Origin of the sequence: Actinomadura sp. 6N118, assembly GCF_044326415.1 — a bacterium.
In the GTDB taxonomy this organism is placed as follows: domain Bacteria; phylum Actinomycetota; class Actinomycetes; order Streptosporangiales; family Streptosporangiaceae; genus Spirillospora.
The window spans coordinates 216,585-237,736 of sequence record NZ_JBIRAZ010000014.1 but is presented as its reverse complement, the minus strand read 5'-3'; the positions used below and the strand labels follow the sequence as shown (position 1 = coordinate 237,736).

Sequence of the window (21,152 nt, the reverse complement as noted above, 5' to 3'; positions counted from 1 at the left end):
GATGACCAGTGGACGCGCCGAGCACAACGGCGTACTCGAAGACCTCTGCGACCACGCGGCACAGCTCATCTCGGCGGCCGACGCACGGCTGCTCAAGCTCTCGATCCGAGCAGGGGACACCGCGGTCGAGCTGGAATGGTCGCCCGCCACCGCCGCCTCCACTGCGGCACCACCGGGCGTGCTCGCCGTTCCAGCGCAGCCCGTTCCGGCTGAGGCCGTCCAGGCAGAGGCCGTGCACGCCACGGCGACCGAACTCGAGTCGCTCCACTATCTCCGTGCCGAGATGGTCGGGACGTTCTACAGCGCCCCGGAACCAGGCGCGGAGCCGTTCATCGGCGTTGGCGACGAGGTCCAAGCGGGACAGCAGGTCGCCATTCTGGAGGTGATGAAGCTGATGACCCCCGTCGAAGCCGATCGCCCCGGCCGGGTGGTCGACGTGCTGGTCACTGACGGCACGCCCGTCGAGTACGGGGCGACGCTGGTCGCGCTCGACATCTCCCCGCAGGCTTGCCGGAACGCGGGCTGACGCCGTGTTCGACAAGGTCCTGGTCGCGAACAGGGGTGAGATCGCACTCCGGGTGATCCGTGCCTGCCGGGAGCTGGGGATCAGGAGCGTCGCCGCGTACTCGTCAGCCGACGAGGACTCGCTCGCGGTCTCCGGCGCCGACGAGGCCGTCCGGATCGGACCCGAACATCCGCGGCGCAGCTACCTCAGCATTCCGGCGATGGTGGAGGCCGCGGCGCTGTCCGGCGCCGACGCGGTGCATCCGGGTTATGGCTTCCTTTCGGAGGAACCCGACTTCGCCGAGGTCTGCCAGAACGCGGGGCTCTCGTTCATCGGGCCGCCCCATGACGTGCTGGCTCAGCTCAGCGACAAATCCAGAGCGCGGGAGCTCATGGCGAGCTGTGGGCTTCCCCTGCTGCCGGGCAGCCTGCAGCCGTTGCGGGACCTCGACGAATCCTGGCGGACGGCGGACCAGATCGGCTACCCGCTGATCATCAAGGCGGCGATGGGAGGCGGGGGGAGGGGGATGCGGATCGTCCGCTGCCCCGCAGAGCTGCCCGGCGCGTTCCGGCAGGCGTGCGCCGATGCCCACGCGTTCTTCGGCGACGGACGGGTCTACGCCGAGCGCTTCGTGCAGGCCGCGCGCCACGTTGAGGTGCAGGTGTTCTGCGACGCGTACGGCGCCGTCGTCTGCTTGGGCGAACGGGACTGCACCATCCAGCGGAGGAACCAGAAGCTCATCGAGGAGACCCCGGCTCCCGGACTGCCACCCGCCCTGGTCGAGCGGATATGCCAGGCCGCGGTCGCGGGCGCGCGCGCCGCGCGGTACGTGGGCGCGGGCACTTTCGAGTTCCTCGTCGACAGCGACCACCGCTTCTACTTCATGGAGGTCAACTGCCGCATCCAGGTAGAGCATCCGGTCACCGAGGTCGCCACCGGGATCGACCTGGTGCAGGAGCAGATCCGCATCGCGGCGGGGGAGCGGCTCGGCTTTGACCAGTCCGACGTGCGGCCCCAGGGCGCCGTGATCGAATGCCGGGTCAACGCGGAGGACCCGGAGCGGCAGTTCACGCCGGCGCCGGGGCTGCTCACCGGGTTCCAGCCCCCCGGTGGTCCCTTCGTCCGCGTGGACACCCACTGCTTCCCCGGCATGCGCATCTCCGCGGCCTACGACTCGATGCTGGCCAAGGTGATCGTGTGGGCGCCCGGCCGGGCGGAGGCGATCGCGCGGATGCGCCGGGCGCTCGGCGAGTTCCGGATCGACGGGCCCGGTGTTCACACGACGGCGCCGTTCCTCGATCGGGTCCTCGACCATTGCGACTTCCGGTGCGCCGAGCACACCACGGGCCTCGCCACCCACCTACTCGACGGGAGCCGTTGACATGAAGGGAATCATCCTCGCAGGCGGCTCCGGTACCAGGCTGTATCCGATAACCCGGGTCCTGTCCAAGCAACTGCTGCCGGTCGGCGACAAGCCGATGATCTATTACCCCCTGTCGGTGCTCATGCTCACCGGGATCAGGGACATTCTGATCATCTCGACCCAGGAGGACGTCCCGCGCTACAGCCGGCTGCTGGGCGACGGGTCAGACCTGGGGATGAGCTTCTCCTACGCGGTGCAGGACGAGCCCAAAGGCATCGCGGAGGCGCTCATCATCGGCGCCGACCACATCGGAGACGAGCCGGTCGCGCTCATACTCGGCGACAACATCTTCTACGGGCACCTGCTGGCGGAGATCCTGCGTGAGCAGGCACGGGACGTGCAGGGCTGCGTGCTCTTCGGGTATCCGGTCAAGGACCCCCAGCGCTTCGGGATCGCGGAGACCACCTCCGACGGCCGGCTGCTGTCCATCGAGGAGAAGCCCGCCCGGCCTCGTACCAACCAGGCGGTCACCGGGCTCTACCTTTACGACAACGACGCCGTGGACATCGCGAAGGGCCTGCGGCCGTCGACCCGCGGTGAACTTGAGATCACCGATGTGAACCGCGCCTACCTGAGCCGGGGGAGAGCCAAGCTCGTCGAGCTCACCCGCGGCTTCGCCTGGCTGGACACCGGCACGCCGGAGGCGTTGCTGGCCGCCAGCCAATATGTGCTGACCCTCGAAGAGCGGCAAGGCCTGCACGTCGCCTGTGTCGAAGAGATCGCCCTGCGAATGGGGTTCATCGACGCCGAGGCCTGTCACCAGCTCGGAGCAAGGCTGGCTTCGTCGCGATACGGCCAGTACGTCATGACCGTGGCACGCACTGAAATGTCCGACCGGAGGGAGACCGCCATGAAGGAGCTGACCATCGAAGACCTGAAGCGCATCATGCGATCGTGCGCGGGTGAGGACGAATCGCTGGACCACGGCGGGGACATCCTCGGCACATCCTTCGTGGATCTCGGATACGACTCGATCGCGTTGCTGGAGGCGGCGGCTTTCATCAAGCGGGAGTACGAGGTGGCGCTGAATGACGATGACATTGATGTGCAGGAGACTCCGCAGGTATTCCTCGACAAGGTGAACGGCGTGCTGGTGCGCCAAACGACTCTCTGAACCCCGGGGGCTGCAGCGCCCGGATGATCGTGACTCAGTGCCCGGCCGGCAGGTCCGGGACGACGGTCGAGATCATCCGGGCGCTTCTTCATGGGGGAATCAGAAGGAGTACAACCTTGGTGGTGGGCGGGGTTCCTCGATACTCCCCCGGGCGTTCCAATCCGGGCCACCTCCCGGCCATCTTTTGTGTGTCGATATTGTCTTTTTCGCGGGGCCATGGATAACGTACAGGAGTAGTCGATATCTGGTCGATTCAGCCATTACTCCCGGTCAGGGGAGGGTGCAATGCAATTCCGCCTTCTAGGCTCCTTCGAGGTCATTCACTCATCGGCGAATATCGCGCCGACCGCCCCCAAGCCGCGTCAGGTCATCGCGTTGCTCGCGCTGCGCAGAAACTCGGTGGTGCGGACGGCCGAGCTGATCGACGAGTTGTGGGAGGACGATCCGCCGGTCAGCGCCATGACCACGCTGCAGACGTACATCTACAAGCTCCGAAAGATCTTCCAGGAGTGCGGTGCCGGAGAGATCCTGCAGACGCGGCCCGCGGGGTACATGCTCACCGTCCCGGACGAGAACGTCGATCTCCATTGGTTCGAGCAGGCGATCAAGGAGGGACGGGCGATCCTGGATCGTGGCGATCCGGTACGGGCGGGGGAGATCCTGGCGGACGCGCTCGCCATGTGGCGCGGGCCGGCCCTGGTCGACGTGATAGCGGGCAACCTGCTGTCGGCGTACGTGGCACGGCTCGAGGAGGTCAGATTCCGGGCGCTGGAGCTGCGGATCGAGACCGATCTCAGGGTCGGCCGTCATCTGGAGCTGATCGGCGAGCTGAAGTCCCTGGCCGTGCGGTACCCGTTGCACGAGGGGTTCCACATGTCGCTGATGACGGCGCTGCACCACTCCGGACGCCGTTACGAGGCGCTCGACGTCTACCAGACGCTCCGTCACAACCTCGTGGAGCAGCTCGGCCTGGAGCCCGGCCGCGAGGTTCAGCAGCTGCATCAGGCGCTGCTCTCGGCGGACCAGCCGGCGGCCGCAGAGTTCGAGTCGGGTGCGGGTCTCGTACCCATGGCGGTCGACGTGCCCGCGGTCGACGAGCCTGATGTGCCCGAGAAGGCCGAGGCGCCGGCGCGGCTTCCCGAGGACACCGAGTTCGCGGGCCGCGGGAGCGAGATGGAAAAGCTCTGCCAGACCGTGGCGGCGCCGCGCCGGGAATCTCGCGAAGCCGGGCGGATCAGCGTGATCAATGGGATGCCCGGGGTGGGGAAGACCGCGCTGGCGGTGCACGCCGCGCATCGCATCCGGCCCGCTTTCGGGGGCGGACTGCTCTACGCGGATCTCAAGGGCTCATCGGACGCCGCGCGTGACCCCGCCGAGGTCATTCACTCGTTCCTCCGCGCGCTCGGTTTCCCGAGGGACCAGATCCCGGAGGCGCTGCAGGACCGCAGCTCGTTGCTCTGCTCCGTCGCCGCGCGGCGAGGCCTTCTCCTGGTGCTGGACGACGCCGCGTCGGCGGCTCAGGTACGGCCCCTGCTGCCCGCCGGTCCGCAGTGCGCGGTGATCATCACCAGCCGGCGCAAGCTGGAAGGTCTCGCGAGCGCCTTGAACATCGTCATCGACGTTCTGGACCGGGCCGACGGCATCGAGCTGCTCGCGCGCATCATCGGCCATCCGCGCATTTGCAGGGAGCGGGACGGCGCCGAAATGCTGGTCGAGGCATGTGACAGCCTCCCGCTGGCGTTGAGCTGCATCGGCAACCGGCTCGCCGCGATGCCCGGATATCCGTTGGCCCGCATGGCGAAGGAGCTCACCCGCTCGCGCCAAAGGCTCCCGGAGATGCAGTTCGGCGATCTCGACCTGCGATCCAGGTTCGACTCCAGCTACGAGCGGCTCGGAGACCAGGAACAGGCCGTCTTCGTACTGCTGAGCACCCTGCCGTCGGAGTTCACCGCCGACGCGGCGGCCGACCTGCTCGGCTGGGAGGTCCCCGAGTCCAGGCGGGCTCTGGACCACATCCTCAACCATCACCTCTTGCGATGCGTTCAAGACAACGGCACCGTGCGCTACATGCTGCCGAAGCTGGCCCGGATGTACGCGCGTGAGCGCCTCACCACCTCCATCCAGGCTCGCGACAACCAGGCCACCGCCCATCAGCGTTCGACCCACCTTCGACCAGCCGCCAGCAGCCTTGAAGCGTGAACCTTTTCGTGACGGGTGGTGCCGGCTTCATCGGTTCTCACTACGTTCGTTCCGTGCTGGCCGGACGGTACCCCACGCTCGAAAACGCGCACGTGACCGTGCTGGACAAGCTGACCTACGCGGGCAACTTCGCGAACCTTCCGGCGGACATCTCCCGGCTGATGTTCGTTCGCGGCGACGTCTGCGACGGTGACCTGCTCATGGACGTGCTGCCTGGCCACGACGCCGTCGTGCACTTCGCCGCGGAGTCGCACGTGGACCGGTCCCTGGTGGGATCCGCCGCGTTCATCGACACCAACGTCGTCGGGACGCACACCCTCCTGGAATGCTGCCTGCGGTCGGGTGTGCGCCGGTTCGTCCACGTCTCCACCGACGAGGTGTACGGGTCCATCGACGAGGGGGAGTGGCCCGAGGACCATCCGCTCGCACCGAACTCGCCCTACGCCGCGTCCAAGGCCGCCAGCGACCTGATCGTCCGGGCGTTCCATCGGACTCACGGGCTTCGCACGTCGACCACCCGCTGCTCGAACAACTACGGGCCGTACCAGCATCCCGAGAAGCTGATCCCGCTGTTCGTGACGAACCTCTTGGACGGGCAGGACGTGCCGTTGTACGGGGACGGCATGAACGTGCGCGAGTGGATCCACGTGGACGACCACTGCCGGGCGATCCAGGCGGTGCTCGAACGCGGGAGCCCGGGTGAGACCTACAACATCGGAGGCACCGTGGCGCTGACCAATCTCGAACTCACCCGCATGCTGCTGGCCGTCTGCGACGCGGGCTGGGAGCGGGTGCGCTTCGTCCCGGACCGGAAAGGCCACGACCAGCGGTACGCCCTGAACGGATCGAAGATCGCCAGCGAGCTCGGTTTCCGGCCCCGTGTTCCTTTCCTTCAGGGGCTCGCCGAAACGGTTCGCTGGTATCGGGCGAACCGTTCATGGTGGGAGCTGGTCAAGCGGCATCGAGCAGTCGCGTGACATGGGCCGACGCGGGCTGAACGGTTCCGCTCGGCTCTCCCGGCAACCGAAAGGAAAGTGTATGCGGGCGGTAGCGGACCCGAATCGTGACGTCACGATGGGAATATAACGGTCTTTTCTGTCATAGCGACCTGTGTCGTCAGCGGCTATGGTCAGGGTGAAAGCCGGACTTCTCGCCCACACGGGGGCGCTAGTGGCAGAGAGATCTCCTCGGCGGGCGGAGCCTGCCGGTGCTGATGTGGCTTCGGGTCTGGAGGCCGACCGGGCCGAGATCATGGCTGCCTACGACCGGGTCCTGGACGAGCTCGGCGGGCCGATCGCGTCCGACCCCTTGGCGCGCCGGCAACTCATGACGAACGCGGAGCACATCCTCACCGACGTCATCGACAGCCTGCGCGCGGGCACCGTCCGCGTTGACGGGGGTTACCGGCTCACGCTCCAGGAGAGCCCGGCGCGCCCGGCCCGTGCCGTGCAACCGCGGGAGTCGCTGCGCACCGGGGCCGCGTTCTTCGACGTCGTCCAGCAGGAGCTGCTTCGCCGGCTGGGATTCGAGGAGCGCTCCTCGCAGCTGCTCACGTTGGCCTTTCGTGCGCTCTACCGAAGTATGACCTTGCGTATCGGTGAGGAATTACTCGCCCATAAAGGCTACTTGCTCGACGTGATCCACAAAGCACAGGTGGAGGAGCGGCACCGGATCGGCCGCGAGCTACATGATCACGTTGGACTGTGGCTGAGCACGGCCTACCGGCAACTCGAACTGTACGACCTCGACAAGAACGGAAAGGGGCCCTGCCCCGCAACGGAAGAACGGATCACTGCCGCCTACGACGCGGTTCGGGAAGCGATGCGGATCTTGCGGGAGATCACCTCTGACCTGCGCCTCTCCGAGCCGTCCAGCGGTTTGGAGAAGGCGCTGCTGCGGGCGTTCGAGGCGGTGGCGACCGACGACCCGACCGTTCAGCTGAAAATCAATGGCGACGAGATATGGGCGCCGCCCGCGGTCAAGGACGAGTCGTTCCTCGTCGTCAGGGAAGCCGTTCGGAACGCGGTGGTTCACGGCAAGAGCAAGCTGGTGCTGGTGCGCATTGACATCGCGCCGCACGAGATGCGCATCTACGTCGACGACAACGGGTGTGGCTTCGACACGCGCAGGACTCCGGCCTCCGGGGGCATGGGCCTGTCCATCATGCGCGAACGAGCGGAGCTCGTGCGCGGCACGCTCGCCGTGTCGAGCACGCCGGGCCAGGGCACCCACGTGGAACTGTTCATACCGCTTCCGGGAAGCGAACATGGTTCAGCTCGAGGAAGGTAAGACGACGATACTGCTCGTGGACGACCACGATCTGGTCCGGGAGGGGCTGCGGGAAATCCTGGGATATCAGGAGGACCTGGTCGTCGTGGGGGAAGCGGGCGACAGCGAAGGCGCCGTGGCCTTGGCCGCGGAGAAACGCCCTCATGTCGTCCTGCTCGACATCGAGATTCCCGGAGACGACGCCATTACCACGGTGGGCCGGATCCGCAAGCGGTCGCCGCACTCGGCCGTTCTCATTCTGAGCATGTACGAAGGGCCGGAACTCCTGCAGAGCCTTCTCGATGTCGGCGTCCGAGGCTATCTGCTGAAAAGCGTGACAAGACAGGACCTGGTGTCGGCGATCCGCAGTGTTCGCCTCGACAAGAGGCGGGTGATCGTGTCGGTCTCCCGGGAGACCATCACCATGAGGCATGCGGGCTCGATGACCCTCTCCGAGCGTGAGCGCGAGGTTCTGGAGCTCACCGCCCAGGCGCTGAGCAACCGGCAGATCGCGGCCCAGCTCTCGCTCACCGAGGCGACCGTCAAGCGGCACCTGCGCAACATCTTCGTGAAGCTGGGCGCGGTCTCCCGCATCGACGCCGTCAACAAGGCGGTGGCGGCGGCGCTGATCGAGACGGGGGAGGGGAAGCACAAGGGAGCCGAGTCCGCCGCGCCGCTAGGGCAAGGTGCATCCGCGCCCGGCGACTGACGCGGGCGGGAACAGAGCCGCCAGGTGCTCGCATTCATCAGGGGTGAGTCGCACCCCGGCCGCGGCCGAGTTCATCTCAAGATGAACCCGGTCGCGGGTGCTCGGAACCGGCGTGATGTCGTCGCCCCGGCCCAGGAGCCAGGCGATGGCGAGGCGAGGGAGGCCGAGGTCCCGCTGCGCGGCGATCTCTTCCACCGCCCGCAGCAGATCCAGGTTGGCCGGCAGGTTCTCCGGCCAGAAGCGCGGGTCGTCACGGCGGAGGTCGTTGGCGGAGAGCTGGTCCGCCGAGCGAATCCGGCCGGTGAGGAAGCCCCGGCCGAGGGGGCGGCAGGCGAAGACGGCGACGCCCCGTTCTCTGGCGGCGGGCAGGCATTCGGCCTCGACGTGCCGCTCCCACAGCGAGTATTCGGCGGCGAGCGCGGCGACGGGATGCACGGCGTGGGCACGTCGAAGCTGGTCGGCGGAAGCGCCCGACAGGCCCACGTGCCGGACCTTGCCGGCCGCGACCAGCTCGGCGAGCTTTCCCATGCTGTCTTCGAGTGGAACCCGTGGGTCGGCTCCGTCGAGGTAGTAGAGATCGATGTGGTCGACGCCGAGGCGGGCGAGCGAGGCCTCGCAGGATCGCCGCAGGTGCTCGGGCGTCCCGTCGAGCCGTCTCCTCCGGCCGCCTGCGTCCGGCCGGCTCCCGCCGCCGACCGCGATCATGGCCTCGTCCCGCCGCCCGGCGACGGCACGCCCGACGAGCCGTTCGGCCCTTTCGGCCTCGAAGCCGGTCGCGGCGTCGATCAGGGTGACGCCGATGTCGAGCGCGAAGCGGATGGTGTCCACGCTCGCCGCGTCGTCCACCGGACCGGACCGTCCGGTGAGGGCGAGCGTGCCCAATCCGATGGCCGACGAAGCCAGACCGGCATCGCCGAGCTTCCTCACCTGCATCTCTAGGTACCCTCGGCCGTCGACGCCCTGCCCTTAGCTCGCAATCATTGGTTCACATTGTGACGGGAGATAACGGACCGCGTGTTCGTCCGCGAAGTCTTCGCGGTTGAACAAAAGGGAGACATGTCCTAGCGCTGCTCGAGCCAATCGCGACGACCGCGAGCCAACCTGACGGCTGGGCCGAGGTGGTGAGGTACATATGGACAACGCGGTCGAAAAGGCGATCGAGTGCATCTGGGAGCGCTACAGCGAGCCGTTGTCTCTCACGGAAATCGCAAGAAGCGCTCTGCTCAGCCGCTTCTATTTCGCTCACCTGTTCAGGGACGCGACCGGAGTCACCCCGGGCAGGTTCCTTGCCGCGATCCGAATCCACCAGGCCAAGCTCCTGCTCCTGAACACCCCGATGAGCGTGAGCGACGTATCTTCCGCGGTCGGGTACAGCAGCCTGGGCTCGTTCACCAACTACTTCACGGCCAGCGTCGGCGTCTCTCCCGCGAGGTTCCGCCGCCTGTCGCGGACCGGCGGGTTCGGCGTGCCCAGCCCGCAGCCGGATCGGCCTACCGCGACCGGCGCGGTCGCGGGGACGATCAGCCTGTCGGAGGGCCACGGGAACGCGCGCGTGTACCTGGGGGCCTTCCCGACTCCCATCGTCCAGCGTTCGCCGGCCGCAGGAGTGATAGTCGACGTGCCCGGTGGCCGTCCGGCGTGCTATCAGCTTCCGGACGTACCCGAAGGAACCTGGTTCGTGCACGCAGTGGGAGTGGCCGAAGGGGTGGGACCCGATCCGTCGTCCACCCGGAGCTCGCTGGTCGGCAGGAAGGACACGGTGACGGTGACCGCTGGCAGCATCACCAGCGCCGCGGTCCGCCTGCACCGCCCGCAGCCGGCCGACCCACCGATCCTGCTCGCGCTGCCCGACCTCGAACCGCCGCCTGCCCTCACGGGGGCTACCGGGTGCCCCGTCATCGGTTCGCCTCCGGCGCCACGTGCGCACTGCGGCTGAACTCCATCTACACGGATGGTGAGGTGGCCAGGGTTCGTGCGGTGCCGAACCATTGGGTGAGTGCGTGGGTGAGGTGCTGGTGGGTGTCGGGGGTGGTCCAGGCGATGTAGCCGTCGGGGCGGATGAGGGTGGCGTCGGGTGTGGGGTGTTGGTGGGGGTGCCATGTGGCGATGATGATGTCGATTCGGTCGGTCCAGTTTTGGGCTTGTTTGTGGATGTGGTGGGTGTTGTTGGTGATGATAAGGAGGCCTCGGGCGGTGTGGAGGACGTCGGCGATTCTGGTGTGAGTGCCGTTGGGCAGGGTGAGTTGGTGATTGGGTGGCATGCGTTTTCCGAGGTGGCCGAGGCCGCCGAGGTGGGGGTGCTCGACGGGGGCCATCTCGTGGCGGTCGGGGGTCATGTCGTAGCGGATGCCTAGTCCGCTGAGCATTCCGGCTAGGTGGCTTGCGGCGTCTTTGTGGGAGACCAGCTCGCCGATCAGTTCGCGGACAGGATCCATCTCCTCGCCAGTGAGACGCAGCTCGATCGCCGCGCGGGCGTTGCGCGCCAGTTGCCGCCCGATGGGGTGGCGTTCGGCGTGGTAGGTGTCGAGCAGGCCGTCGGGTGCCCAGCCGTTGATCGTCGCGGCGAGCTTCCAGCCGAGGTTCACCGCGTCTTGCACGCCCACGCTCAGCCCCTGAGCCATGGCGGGAGGCTGCACGTGTGCGGCGTCGCCGGCCAGGAACACCCGGCCGCGCCGGTATTCGGCGGCCACCCTGGAGGCATCGGTGAAGCAGCTCAGCCAGCGGCATCGCGCGTGATGGATGGATTCGCCGGTGAGCCGCTGCCACGCGTCCGCGAGCTCGGTGTAGCTGAGTGAGTCCCGGTCCCGTGGCGCCATGCCCTTCTCGTGCACGACCACCCTGGTGACGCCGTTCTCCAGGTCCATCGACAGGACCATGCTGCCGCCCGGCAGGTTCTCGGGGGTGAGCCGACGGCGGGTTTCGATCCCGGTGACGTCGGCCGTGTAGAAACCCCGCCTGGGCGCCGAGCCCGTGAAATCGATGCCGGCCAGCTTGCGGACGGCGCTGCGCCCCCCGTCGCAGCCGACCAGGTACCTGGCGGTGTCCGCGCCGGGGCCCTCGGGCCCGTCGAAGGTGACGGTGACGCCGTCCGGCGTCTCGCGGAAGCCGGTCACCTCGTAACCGCGCCGCACCGGTACCCCGAGCTCGCCCGCCCAGCCTTCCAGCATCCGCTCGGTGCGGAACTGGGAGACTCCCCGGACACCGGAATGATCTTCCTCGGCCTTGGTGAGGTCGATCCGCACACCGCCGAGATGACTGTCGGCGGGTTCCACCTCGCCGAGCCTGCCCAGCAGCCCTCGCTGATCGAAGCACTCGGCCGTGCGCCGGGTGAAGCTGGCGCCGCGCGACTCCCGGGGCGGAACGGGCAGCTTCTCGTAGACCACGACGTCGACGCCGCCCAGGCGCAGCTCACCGGCCAGCATCAGCCCGACCGGACCCGCGCCGACCACTATCACGTCCGTTGTCATGCCTGCACTCCTGTTCGGTCGGTTGCGGTGTGTGCGGGACCGTGCGGCCGCTCAGCGGTCGGCTGGCTGAGCGGTGGCCAGGGTTCGTGCGGTGCCGAACCATTGGGTGAGTGCGTGGGTGAGGTGCTGGTGGGTGTCGGGGGTGGTCCAGGCGATGTAGCCGTCGGGGCGGATGAGGGTGGCGTCGGGTGTGGGGTGTTGGTGGGGGTGCCATGTGGCGGTGATGATGTCGATTCGGTCGGCCCAGTTTTGGGCGCATTTCTGGATGTGGTCTGTGTTGTTGTTGGTGGTTATGAGGAGGCCGTGGCCGTTGTGGAGTAGGTCGCCGATTCGGGTGTTGGTTCCATTGGGGAGGGTGAGTTGGTGGTCGGGTGGCATGCGTTGGCCGAGGTGGCCGGGGTGAGGATGGTCGGCGGGGGCCATGTCGTGGCGGTCTGGGGTCATGTCGTAGCGGATGCCTAGTCCGCTGAGCATTCCGGCTAGGTGGCTTGCGGCGTCTTTGTGGGAGACCAGCTCGCCGATCAGTTCGCGGACAGGATCCATTTCAGCGTCGCCGAGGTACAACATTGACGCCGCCTGCACGTTGCTCATCAGTTGCCGCCCGATGGGGTGGCGTTCGGCGTGGTAGGTGTCGAGCAGGCCGTCGGGTGCCCAGCCGTTGATCGTCGCGGCGAGCTTCCAGCCGAGGTTCACCGCGTCCAGCAGGCCCGCGCTGAGCCCCCATGCGGCCAGCGGCGGTATCGGGTGCGCGGCGTCGCCGGCCAGGAACGCCCGGCCGCGCCGGTACTCCTCAGCCAGCCCGGCCGCGTTTCCACAGGCCCACAACCACAGCGGTTGCGCGTGGTGGACGGACTCCCCGGTGAGCCGCTGCCACGCGTCGGCGACCTGCTCGAACGTCAGCGCACCGGGATCGGGGTCAGCGGGCAGGCTCTTGTCGTGGATGACGATGCGGTAGCGGCCTTCTCCCTGGGGAGTGCAGAGCACCATGTTGCCGCCGGGAAGGCGTTCGCCGATGGGGCGGGGGCGCAGCCTCACCCCGGCGATCTCCGCGGTGTACATGCCCCGCGTGGATTCCCAGCCGGGAGCGCGAATGCCGGCCAGCTCACGGACGGTGCTCTGCGGGCCGTCGCAGCCGACCAGGTACCCGGCGTGCTCCTCGCCGCGGCCCTCCGGCCCGTCGAAGGCCACCGTGACGCCGTCCGGCGTCTCGCGGAGGCCCGTCACCTCGTAACCGCGCCGCACCGGCACGCCGAGCTCGGCCAGCCAATCTCCGAGCATCTCCTCGGTCCTTGCCTGGGAGAGACCCAGCACACCGCTGTGATCCTCGTCCAGCATGTCGAGGTCGAAGCGGACGCCGCCGAAGTGTCCCATCCGGCCCCACATGAAGTCGCCCAGCCGGGTGAGCAGCCCGCGCTGGTCCAGCGACTCGGCGGCCCGCCTGTTGAAGCCGAGAGCGCGCGATTCCCCCGTGGGGGCGGCCAGCTTGTCCAGGACGGTGACATCCACCCCGCCCAGGCGCAATTCACCGGCCACCATCAAACCGACGGGTCCTGCTCCGACGACCATCACGTCATTATTCATTCTCTGGCCTTCCACGAGCTGCGCCATGAGAATTGCATCGTCAAACTACGCTCCATCGTGTTCAGGTTCAATACGATGAATTGCGTGAGCTTGTTCGAGTGACTGCTGATCGGTTGCAGGTTTGGCGCAGTTGAACGCCCCTGGGGTTATGTAGTGCGAAGTGAAACAATGTCTCATCGGTCTGTTATCCCGCTCGTGCAGGAAAGGGGCCTCCCGACGTGCCGGTGGAGAAGATCGCGCTGATCACGGGCGCCAACAAAGGCATTGGATTCGAGATAGCACGGCAGTTGGGCGAACAGGGGAGCGTGGTGCTCGTCGGCGCCCGGGACGAGGTGCGCGGCAAGGCCGCCGCCGACACGCTGGCGGGCCTGGGCATCGCCGCGGCGCCGGTGCGGATCGACGTGACGGACCCGGCCTCGATCGCCGACGCCGCGGTCCAGATCGAGCGGCACTACGGCCGTCTGGACATCCTGGTGAACAACGCGGGCATCGCCGGCGGCTTCACCGGGGCGCCCAGCGAGGCGACCACCGACGACCTGCGGGAGGTGTACGAGACCAACGTCTTCGGCGTGGTGTCGGTCACCAACGCGATGTTGCCGCTGCTGCGCCGCTCGGACGCCGGACGGATCGTCAACATGTCCAGCCACGTGGGATCGCTGACCCTGAACGCCGATCCGCGTTCCCCGTTCGCGAATCTCAACATGATCGCCTACCAGTCCTCGAAGACGGCGTTGAACGCCGTCACCATCGCGTACGCGAAGGAGCTGCGGGGGACGCCGATCAAAGTGAACGCGGCCAACCCCGGATCGGTGGCCACCGACATCAACCACCATCGTGGTCAACGCACCCCCGCGGAGGGCGCCGTGATCGCGGTCCGGCTGGCCCTGCTGGACGATGCCGGGCCGTCGGGGGCGTATCTGTCCGAGGACGGGGACGTTCCGTGGTAGCGAATGGAGCTCCGTCGTGAAGCAGAAAATCGACGACCTCGCCGTTTTCGGCGGGCCCGCGACATTCGCACAGCCGCTCTGTGTGGGGCGGCCGAGCACAGGTGACCGGTCCCGTTTCTTCGATCGGCTGAACCAGGCGCTGGACAACCAGTGGCTCACCAACGGCGCGCTGGTCCGGGAGTTCGAGGAACGGGTGGCCGAACTGGCCCAGGTGCGCAACTGCGTGGCCACCTGCAACGCGACCGTGGCCCTGCAACTGCTCTATATGGCCACGGAACTGTCCGGCGAAGTCATCATGCCCTCGATGACCTATGTGGCCACGGTGCACTCCGCCCGGATGCTGGGGCTCACGCCGGTGTTCTGCGACATCGATCCCGCGACCGGATGCCTCGACCCACGGGAGGCGGAGGCCGCGGTGACCTCCCGGACTTCCGGCGTGGTCGGCGTTCACTTGTGGGGACGGCCCAGTCCCATCGACGAGCTGGAGAAAACGGGGGCCGGGCACGGCCTGAGGGTGGTCTTCGACGCGGCGCACGCGCTGGGCTGCGCCTACCGGGGCCGGTGCATCGGAGGCTTCGGTGCCGCGGAGGTGTTCAGCTTCCACGCGACGAAGGTGGTGAACAGCTTCGAGGGCGGCGCCATCGTGACCGACGACGACGGCCTCGCGCAGTACCTTCGATCACTGCGCACCTTCGGTTCTGGGCCCGGCGGCCGCATCGAGCGCGTCGGCACCAACGCCAAGATGAACGAGGCCGCTGCGGCGATGGGGCTGACCTCCCTTGAGGCGTTCGACGAGACCGTACGGCACAACCGCGCGAACCACCTCCTCTACCGGTCCGAGTTGCTCGGGCTGGACGGTGCCTCGATCGTCCCCTTCGACGAGGACGAGAGCCCCAACTACCAGTACGTGGTGGTCACGATCGACGAAGCGGGCTCCGGTGTCCATCGGGACCTGCTGATGCAGGTGCTCCAAGCGGAGAACGTTGTCGCGCAACGTTATTTCTCACCCGCCTGTCACCAGCTTGAGCCGTACCGCTCGGAGCGTCCCGTCGAACTGCCGCACACCGAGCGCCTGGCGGAACAGGTGCTCATCCTGCCGACCGGGCCCGCTGTTTCCGGAGAAGACGTCCGCCGAATCTGCGAGATCGTGCGGTGCGCTCTCACCTCGGGCCGGCAGGTGACCGACCGGTTCCGGCGCATGGGAGATCGTGTGCCCTCGTTCAGGCGCTGATCAGTCCCGCCTTGGCCTGCACCTGGTCGAGTCCCGCCTTGGCGCGCACCTGGTCGACCAGCGCGGCCTGGCGTGTGATCGCTTCGGCGTGGGGGGCGTAGTCCGCGTCCTGGAGGATCGAACGGGCGAAGGATTCGGTGATGTTCTTGAACTGGTGATCGGGGGGAAGGGAGAGCTCCTCGGTCTGGCCCGAGGACTCGATGCGGACCACCGGAGCCGACGTCGGGGGCGGGGTGAACGCCCGGTCCAGGGTGAGCCGGGCGTGATCGCCCCAGAGCGAGTAGCAGGATCGGTAGGCGTGCTCGAAGCCGAAGGACAACTCGGCCGTGACACCTGAAGGCGTGCACAGCAGGGCATGGCCGGCCACGTCGATGCCATGCGCCGGGTGCAGGCGCAGCACCGAGCCGACGACCTCAAGGCCGGCGCCGAGGAAATGGGAGGCGGCGCGGATCGGGTAGACCCCCACGTCCAGCAGGGCGCCACCGCCCAGCTCGGGCTGGTATCGGATGTCGGCCGCGTCTCGCGGGGGGATGCCGAAGCGTGCGGTGAACACGTGGAGGTCGCCGATCCGGCCGTCGGCGATGAGGTCGCTGACCTTTCTGTGCTGGCTGTGGTGGAGGAACATGAAGTTCTCCATCAGCCACAGCCCGGCGTTCCTGGCCTGATCCACCAGGGCGAGAGCGGTGTCGTGGTCGCAGGTGAGAGGCTTCTCCACGAGCACGTGCCTTCCGGCGGCCAGCGCCCGGCTCGTCCAGTACGCGTGAAGGCCGGCCGGCAGCGGGATGTAGACCGCGTCGACGTCCGCCCGTTCGAGCAGGTCGTCGTACCCGTCGGCCGCGGCGCAGCCGAATTGCCGGGCGACCTCGCGTGCCTTGGCGGGATCGCGGCTCGCGACGGCGTTCAGCTCGATGTTCCCGGCCTCTTTCATGGCCGGCATGACCCTGCGGAGCGCGATGCTCGCGCACCCGAGGACTCCCATACGGATCACAGATCGCATGCGGTTGCCGCTTCCAGGTCGTCAGGTCGTGGAGATTCTTCTACGGGTCAGGCTGGACGGCATTCGACGATGAAACGGCCGGACGGCGCGTCGCCGGACGCCGCCACCGCCAGACCCGCCTTCGCCGCCAGGGCGCCGAACTGGTCGAGGTTTCGCGTCCTGCCACCGGTCAGCATCATCACCATCAGACCGCCCTTGGCGGGCGTGTGCCCGGGGGAGACGCCGCCGTCCACGACGACGCGGCCGTGCGGAGCGGCGGCTTCGGCGCACCGGGCCAGCAGCGTGGTCGCCGGCTCGTCGGGCCAGTCCAGGAGCAGGCGCGTGAGCAGGTAGACGTCGGCCCCGGCGGGGAGCGGATCGAAGAAGCTCTGTCCGCTGACGGCGACACGGTCGGCCACCCCCGCGGACGTGAAGACCTCGCCCGACCGGGCCACCGTGCGGGGGAGGTCCACGAGCGTGCCGCGAACGTGGGGATGGGCCCGCAGGGTCTCGGCCAGCAGTGCACCGGTGCCACCGCCGACATCGACGACGTGGTGGACGTTCTCCCAGTCGTCGTCGACCAGCGCGGCGGGGTCCGGAACGCTGCGGCCGCCGTCTTTCATCTGCGCGTCGTAGCTGGCTGAGAGGCCGGGATTGGCGTCCAGGTCCTCCCAGTAGGGGAGTCCGAAGACCTGCTCATAGGTGGGGCGGCCCGTACGGACGGCGTCGAGCAGGCCGCTCCACGCACCGGCGATCCTGCCGCCCCAGCCGTCGAGATGGAGATTGCCGCGCAACGGGCCGGGCTCCACGAGGACACGGGCCGCCTCATTGAGTGCGAACTCCCCGTCGGCGGTTTCCTCGAAGACGCCCTTGTCCACCAGGTGACGCAACACCCTGGCCAGCGAGTCGGCGTCACAGTCCGCCGCCCGGGCCAGTTCGTCGATCTTTGTGACCCCCCGTGCCAGGTGCTCGGCGACGCCGAGGGTCACCGCTACGCGTATGCACCAGGGGGTCGCCAAGTCGCTCAGCGCCCAGAGATCCACCTTGTCCGACACGTGCTGCCTCCCGGGTCGTCGGCCTGACTGGACGGATGGCTGGGTGGCCCGGACGGAGGACAGGCTCCGCCCGGCCGCGTCCACACCGCGTGAAATACCTGTCGAACGGGTTACTTGGAAGCCATCCACTCATAGCCGTCAGGGTCGGTGAAGGGCCCGGCATCGCTCCCGATGAGGAGCCGGTGCGATCCGGTGCCCTGGGGATCGACGCTGGCGACCTTGGCGAGGGCCTTGCGCTTGTAGAGCGACAGCTTGATGGGGCTCGACGGAGGTGCGAACTCGACGTACTTGCTGCCGTAGCTCTTTGTCACCTCGAACCCCTGCTCGGTGTAGAACTTCTTGCTCGCGCCGACGTCGTCGACTCCCAGCTGGAGAACGACCTCGTCGATCTCCCGGCTGGCCGGGCCGGAGTCCTTCTTCGAGGAGGACGCGACCGTCCAGACGGCCCCGTCCGGGGCCTGGAAGGCGCCGCCGTAACCCCACAGCGACTTCTTGGGCGGCTGCAGGGACGTGGCGTCGGCCGCGAGCGCGGCGTCGATGATGGCGTTGGCGTTGGCGGGCTGGGACACGATGAGCGACATCGTGAATCCGCGGAAGCCGCTCGTCGGTGCGTCCGAAGCCTCAAGGCGCACCAGGGTGTCCATATCGAGGGCGGTTGTGTAGAAGCGCTTGGCGGCCGTGGTGTCGGCCACCTGAAGTGTGACGAATTCGACGGAAGCCATGGTGGTCACGTTAGGCGCGGCGTGGTGCCCGCGCTTCTCCGTTCCTGATCGATGCGGTCATTTTCGCTGTGCACGATTTCGCTATGCACGATGCCATCTATGTGGCGGCCAGCACCTCCATCCTTCGCACCATCTCGGAGGGTGCCGGAAGATCGGCATTTTCCCCGGCGAGGGCACGCGCCCGCTGGGCGTACAACGGCTCGAACAAGATTTCCCTGCAGCCCGCGGCGAAAACCTCGGCGAGGTCATCGTCGGACCTTTGCCGTTCGGGCATCACCGTCCGGGCGGCGCCGAAACCGGTCAGAGCCTGTGCGATGGCCTTGGTATGGGTGTTCGGCGGGAAGATCAATTGCGGAGCGCCGGCGGCGATGACGGTCATGGCCGTCGTGGCGCCTCCGTGATTCACCACCAGATCGCACGTAGGGGCGACCACGTCCAACGGCATCCAGTCGATGCGGACGTCGTCGACCGCCTTCGCGCCCAGCTCCACGCGGAATTCTTCGGCGACCTTCCCTGGCGCCGCGACGAGCACCTCGACCCCCTCCAGGGCCAACTCCTCCACCAGGCGCCGCAGCGAGCGGGCGGACAGCATGCGGAAGTGGCCGCCCGAGGTGATCAGCACACGCCGGCGGCCCTTGGGACGGGTGTACATCCACCGTTCGAGGCGCCGCTGGGGGTTGCTCGGGATCCAGCGCATCGGCTGCGCGCCGGGAGCGTCCGGCGGCCGCAGGGACGGCGGGCAGGCCTCGATGAACAGCGCCGGAGCCGGCAGCGCCGCCAGCCCCAGGCGCCGCAGTTCGGGCCGGAGTCCCTCCTCGGCTCCCGGGTCGATGTCGGCGGACGGGAGCCCGAGGTACTCGGAATGGCGGACGTACGGGATCTTGAGATGGGTGGCGAGCAGCCCTGCCGCGTAGCCCATCTGGCCGCCGACGATCAGATCGGGGGGCCAGTCCTCCGCCAGCTTCAGCAGTGTGCCCAGCGAGGCGGACGCCATCGTGGCAAACCCCCGGCCCATGCCCAGCATCTCCTCCCGCAGATCCTCGGGACCTTGCCGGGCATTCTTTGTGGGGCCGTTCATCACAAAGTGCCGGGTCGGCTCAGCCATGATGGAGACCGCTGGAATGTGAACGGCCTCCGCGAACTCCATGAGCGGCTCGTTGGCAGCCAGGAGCACTTCGTGCCCGGCATTCCGTACGGCCGTTGCGAGAGGAGCGACGGCATAGATCGTCACCTGGCTGCCGACCGGCGTGAACAAGAATTTCATGGCACTTCGCATGCCTCTCGTGGCTGCTCGCTGTCCCGATCCGGAACCCACGGTCATATGCGGATTGTCATATGCGGATTCTGCCGCTTCCTAATTTAGGTTCGGGGTGCGTTCAACTGCGGCGAGTCGTCAGTCGAACGGCCCGCTCGGCGCTTGCAATTTGAAAGATGCGCGAAGGTGTCAGTGGACGTTAGCCTGATTCGCCTGACAAATGCTGCGACAAGAGCCGGAAGAAGTGAAGCCGAGCAGAAGGACCGGTGATCTTCCATGAACGCACGGCCGGCGCTGAGGCCGCGCTCCGGTGCGGGGGTCGCCGAGCGGCTGGCCCGTTCCGCAGCGGTCACCGAAGGCATCGGCATGGCGACCCGTGACGTGCCGGACTGGCTGGCCGCCCGCACGCGGGCCCGTCCGGCCCGGGTGCGGCGCATCCCGTTCGCCGAGCTCGACGGCTGGTCGTTCGCCGACGACACCGGCGACCTGAGGCATCACAGCGGACGGTTCTTCTCCGTCGAGGGGCTGCACGTCGTCCGGCCGGACGAGGAATGGCAACAGCCGATCATCATGCAACCGGAGATCGGCATCCTCGGCATCCTGGCCAAGGAGTTCGACGGGACGCTGCATTTCCTGATGCAGGCCAAGATGGAGCCCGGCAATCCCAATCTGGTGCAGCTCTCCCCGACCGTGCAGGCCACCCGCAGCAACTACACCAAGGCGCACGGAGGCGCGCAGGTGAAGTACCTGGAGTACTTCCTCCATCGCGACCGGGTGCTCACCGACGTCCTGCAGTCCGAGCACGGTGCGTGGTTCTTCCGGAAGCGCAACCGCAACATGATCGTCGAAGTGGACGGGGACGTGCCCGTCGACGACGACTTCCGCTGGCTCACCCTCGGACAGCTCGGCGCGCTGCTCAACAAGGACAACGTGGTGAACATGGACGCGCGCACCGTGCTGGCCAGCGCGTCGATGACCCGTCCCGAACGCAGGGCGCGGCTGTCCGACACCGACCTGCTGTCCTGGTTCACCGGGGAACGGGCCCGCCTCGACGTCCGCGCACGCCGCATGCCCCTGCGCCAGGTGTCCGGATGGCGGCGCGACGCCCACTCCATCCATCGCGCGGACCACCGGGACTTCCGGGTGGTCGCGGTCGGGGTCGAGGGCGCCGCCCGTGAGGTCTCCGGCTGGACCCAGCCGCTCTTCGAACCGGTCGGCCCCGGAGTCGTCGGCTTTGCGTACCGCACCTTCGGCGGCATCCCACACGTCCTCGCGCACGCACGCGCCGAAGGCGGCCTTCTCGACACCGCCGAGCTCGGGCCGACCGTCCAGCACATTCCGGTGAACGACAATGATCCGCCGACCGTGCACCGGTCGCACTTCCTCGACCTGATGCTGGACGCGCCGCCCGACCGCACCCGTTACGCGGCGGTCCACTCCGAGGAGGGCGGCCGGTTCCTCAACGCCGAGAGCCGCTACCTGATCGTCGAGACCGACGAGTCGACGACCCCAGCCCAGCCCCCGCCGGGCTACCACTGGATCACCCCGGGGCAGCTGAACTGGCTGGCCGGGCACAGCCATTACGTCAACGTGCAGGCACGGACCCTGCTGGCCGTCCTCAACACGCGCGCGGCCGACATCGACCATGAGCACCGACCATGAGCACCGACCATGAGCACCGCTGAACCGCGGCGATGGTC

18 protein-coding genes and 1 pseudogene are annotated in these 21,152 nt (G+C 67.8%); 12 read left to right on the top strand and 7 right to left on the bottom strand.

The window, feature by feature from the left end:
- The first annotated feature begins 1 nt into the window (after position 1).
- The 8 genes and pseudogenes from ACH34W_RS33405 to ACH34W_RS33370 all read left to right on the top strand — a co-directional run bounded on the left by ACH34W_RS33405 (position 2) and on the right by ACH34W_RS33370 (position 8,218).
- Entirely contained in the window at positions 2-526 is a 525-nt protein-coding gene (locus tag ACH34W_RS33405) for an acetyl-CoA carboxylase biotin carboxyl carrier protein (RefSeq protein ID WP_395965135.1), read from the top strand.
- 4 nt (positions 527-530) lie between these two features.
- Entirely contained in the window at positions 531-1,886 is a 1,356-nt protein-coding gene (locus tag ACH34W_RS33400; RefSeq protein WP_395965134.1) for an acetyl/propionyl/methylcrotonyl-CoA carboxylase subunit alpha, read from the top strand.
- Position 1,887: 1 nt separating this feature from the next.
- Positions 1,888-2,748, top strand: a pseudogene (rfbA, locus tag ACH34W_RS33395) (glucose-1-phosphate thymidylyltransferase RfbA); the annotation flags it as partial.
- Entirely contained in the window at positions 2,734-3,042 is a 309-nt protein-coding gene (locus ACH34W_RS33390; RefSeq protein WP_395965184.1) for an acyl carrier protein, read from the top strand. The pseudogene rfbA and the gene ACH34W_RS33390, both read left to right, overlap by 15 nt.
- Before the next feature lie 285 nt (positions 3,043-3,327).
- Positions 3,328-5,241 carry an AfsR/SARP family transcriptional regulator gene (locus ACH34W_RS33385; RefSeq protein WP_395965133.1) on the top strand — a complete coding sequence of 638 codons (1,914 nt, stop codon included), beginning with the start codon at positions 3,328-3,330 and terminating at the stop codon, positions 5,239-5,241.
- The gene (rfbB, locus tag ACH34W_RS33380) at positions 5,238-6,218 is read left to right on the top strand and encodes a dTDP-glucose 4,6-dehydratase (protein WP_395965132.1); all 981 of its coding nucleotides are present in this window, start codon (positions 5,238-5,240) and stop codon (positions 6,216-6,218) included. The genes ACH34W_RS33385 and rfbB overlap by 4 nt, the downstream gene beginning before the upstream one ends.
- Positions 6,219-6,456: 238 nt before the next feature.
- Positions 6,457-7,530, top strand: a complete 1,074-nt coding sequence (locus tag ACH34W_RS33375) for a sensor histidine kinase (protein WP_395965131.1) — start codon at positions 6,457-6,459, stop codon at positions 7,528-7,530.
- A complete protein-coding gene (locus ACH34W_RS33370) occupies positions 7,508-8,218 on the top strand; it encodes a response regulator (protein WP_395965130.1) in 711 nt (236 codons plus the stop codon). Before ACH34W_RS33375 ends, ACH34W_RS33370 begins: the two co-directional genes overlap by 23 nt.
- Here the strand turns inward: ACH34W_RS33370 and ACH34W_RS33365 are convergent.
- Positions 8,186-9,151, bottom strand: coding sequence for an aldo/keto reductase (locus ACH34W_RS33365; RefSeq protein WP_395965129.1), 966 nt, complete (start codon positions 9,149-9,151; stop codon positions 8,186-8,188). The genes ACH34W_RS33370 and ACH34W_RS33365 overlap by 33 nt on opposite strands.
- Positions 9,152-9,350: 199 nt before the next feature.
- Here ACH34W_RS33365 and ACH34W_RS33360 point away from each other — a divergent pair, with 199 nt between their 5' ends.
- Positions 9,351-10,154 carry a helix-turn-helix transcriptional regulator gene (locus ACH34W_RS33360; protein WP_395965128.1) on the top strand — a complete coding sequence of 268 codons (804 nt, stop codon included), beginning with the start codon at positions 9,351-9,353 and terminating at the stop codon, positions 10,152-10,154.
- A gap of 7 nt (positions 10,155-10,161) precedes the next feature.
- Here ACH34W_RS33360 and ACH34W_RS33355 read toward each other — a convergent pair whose 3' ends face one another.
- Both ACH34W_RS33355 and ACH34W_RS33350 read right to left on the bottom strand, forming a co-directional pair.
- Positions 10,162-11,685: an FAD-dependent monooxygenase gene (locus ACH34W_RS33355; RefSeq protein WP_395965127.1), complete on the bottom strand. Its 1,524-nt coding sequence runs from the start codon at positions 11,683-11,685 to the stop codon at positions 10,162-10,164.
- A 51-nt stretch (positions 11,686-11,736) separates the two neighbouring features.
- Positions 11,737-13,266 (bottom strand): FAD-dependent monooxygenase, encoded by a 1,530-nt coding sequence (locus tag ACH34W_RS33350; protein ID WP_395965126.1) that lies wholly within the window; start codon positions 13,264-13,266, stop codon positions 11,737-11,739.
- A gap of 218 nt (positions 13,267-13,484) precedes the next feature.
- Here ACH34W_RS33350 and ACH34W_RS33345 point away from each other — a divergent pair, with 218 nt between their 5' ends.
- Both ACH34W_RS33345 and ACH34W_RS33340 read left to right on the top strand, forming a co-directional pair.
- Positions 13,485-14,213: an SDR family oxidoreductase gene (locus ACH34W_RS33345; RefSeq protein ID WP_395965125.1), complete on the top strand. Its 729-nt coding sequence runs from the start codon at positions 13,485-13,487 to the stop codon at positions 14,211-14,213.
- 16 nt (positions 14,214-14,229) lie between these two features.
- Positions 14,230-15,444, top strand: a complete 1,215-nt coding sequence (locus ACH34W_RS33340; protein WP_395965124.1) for a DegT/DnrJ/EryC1/StrS family aminotransferase — start codon at positions 14,230-14,232, stop codon at positions 15,442-15,444.
- On the opposite strand, the gene ACH34W_RS33335 is transcribed toward ACH34W_RS33340, so the two are convergent.
- The 4 genes from ACH34W_RS33335 to ACH34W_RS33320 all read right to left on the bottom strand — a co-directional run bounded on the left by ACH34W_RS33335 (position 15,434) and on the right by ACH34W_RS33320 (position 19,461).
- A complete protein-coding gene (locus ACH34W_RS33335; protein ID WP_395965123.1) occupies positions 15,434-16,441 on the bottom strand; it encodes a Gfo/Idh/MocA family protein in 1,008 nt (335 codons plus the stop codon). The two genes, ACH34W_RS33340 and ACH34W_RS33335, sit on opposite strands and share 11 nt — an antisense overlap.
- 47 nt (positions 16,442-16,488) lie before the next feature.
- On the bottom strand, positions 16,489-17,475 hold the full coding sequence (locus ACH34W_RS33330) for a methyltransferase (RefSeq protein ID WP_395965122.1): 987 nt from the start codon (positions 17,473-17,475) through the stop codon (positions 16,489-16,491).
- A 110-nt stretch (positions 17,476-17,585) separates the two neighbouring features.
- Positions 17,586-18,197, bottom strand: coding sequence for a glyoxalase (locus ACH34W_RS33325; protein WP_395965121.1), 612 nt, complete (start codon positions 18,195-18,197; stop codon positions 17,586-17,588).
- 97 nt (positions 18,198-18,294) lie between these two features.
- Positions 18,295-19,461 carry a nucleotide disphospho-sugar-binding domain-containing protein gene (locus ACH34W_RS33320; protein WP_395965120.1) on the bottom strand — a complete coding sequence of 389 codons (1,167 nt, stop codon included), beginning with the start codon at positions 19,459-19,461 and terminating at the stop codon, positions 18,295-18,297.
- Between the two features lie 267 nt (positions 19,462-19,728).
- Here ACH34W_RS33320 and ACH34W_RS33315 point away from each other — a divergent pair, with 267 nt between their 5' ends.
- A complete protein-coding gene (locus tag ACH34W_RS33315; RefSeq protein ID WP_395965119.1) occupies positions 19,729-21,114 on the top strand; it encodes an NDP-hexose 2,3-dehydratase family protein in 1,386 nt (461 codons plus the stop codon).
- The last annotated feature ends 38 nt before the right edge of the window (positions 21,115-21,152 follow it).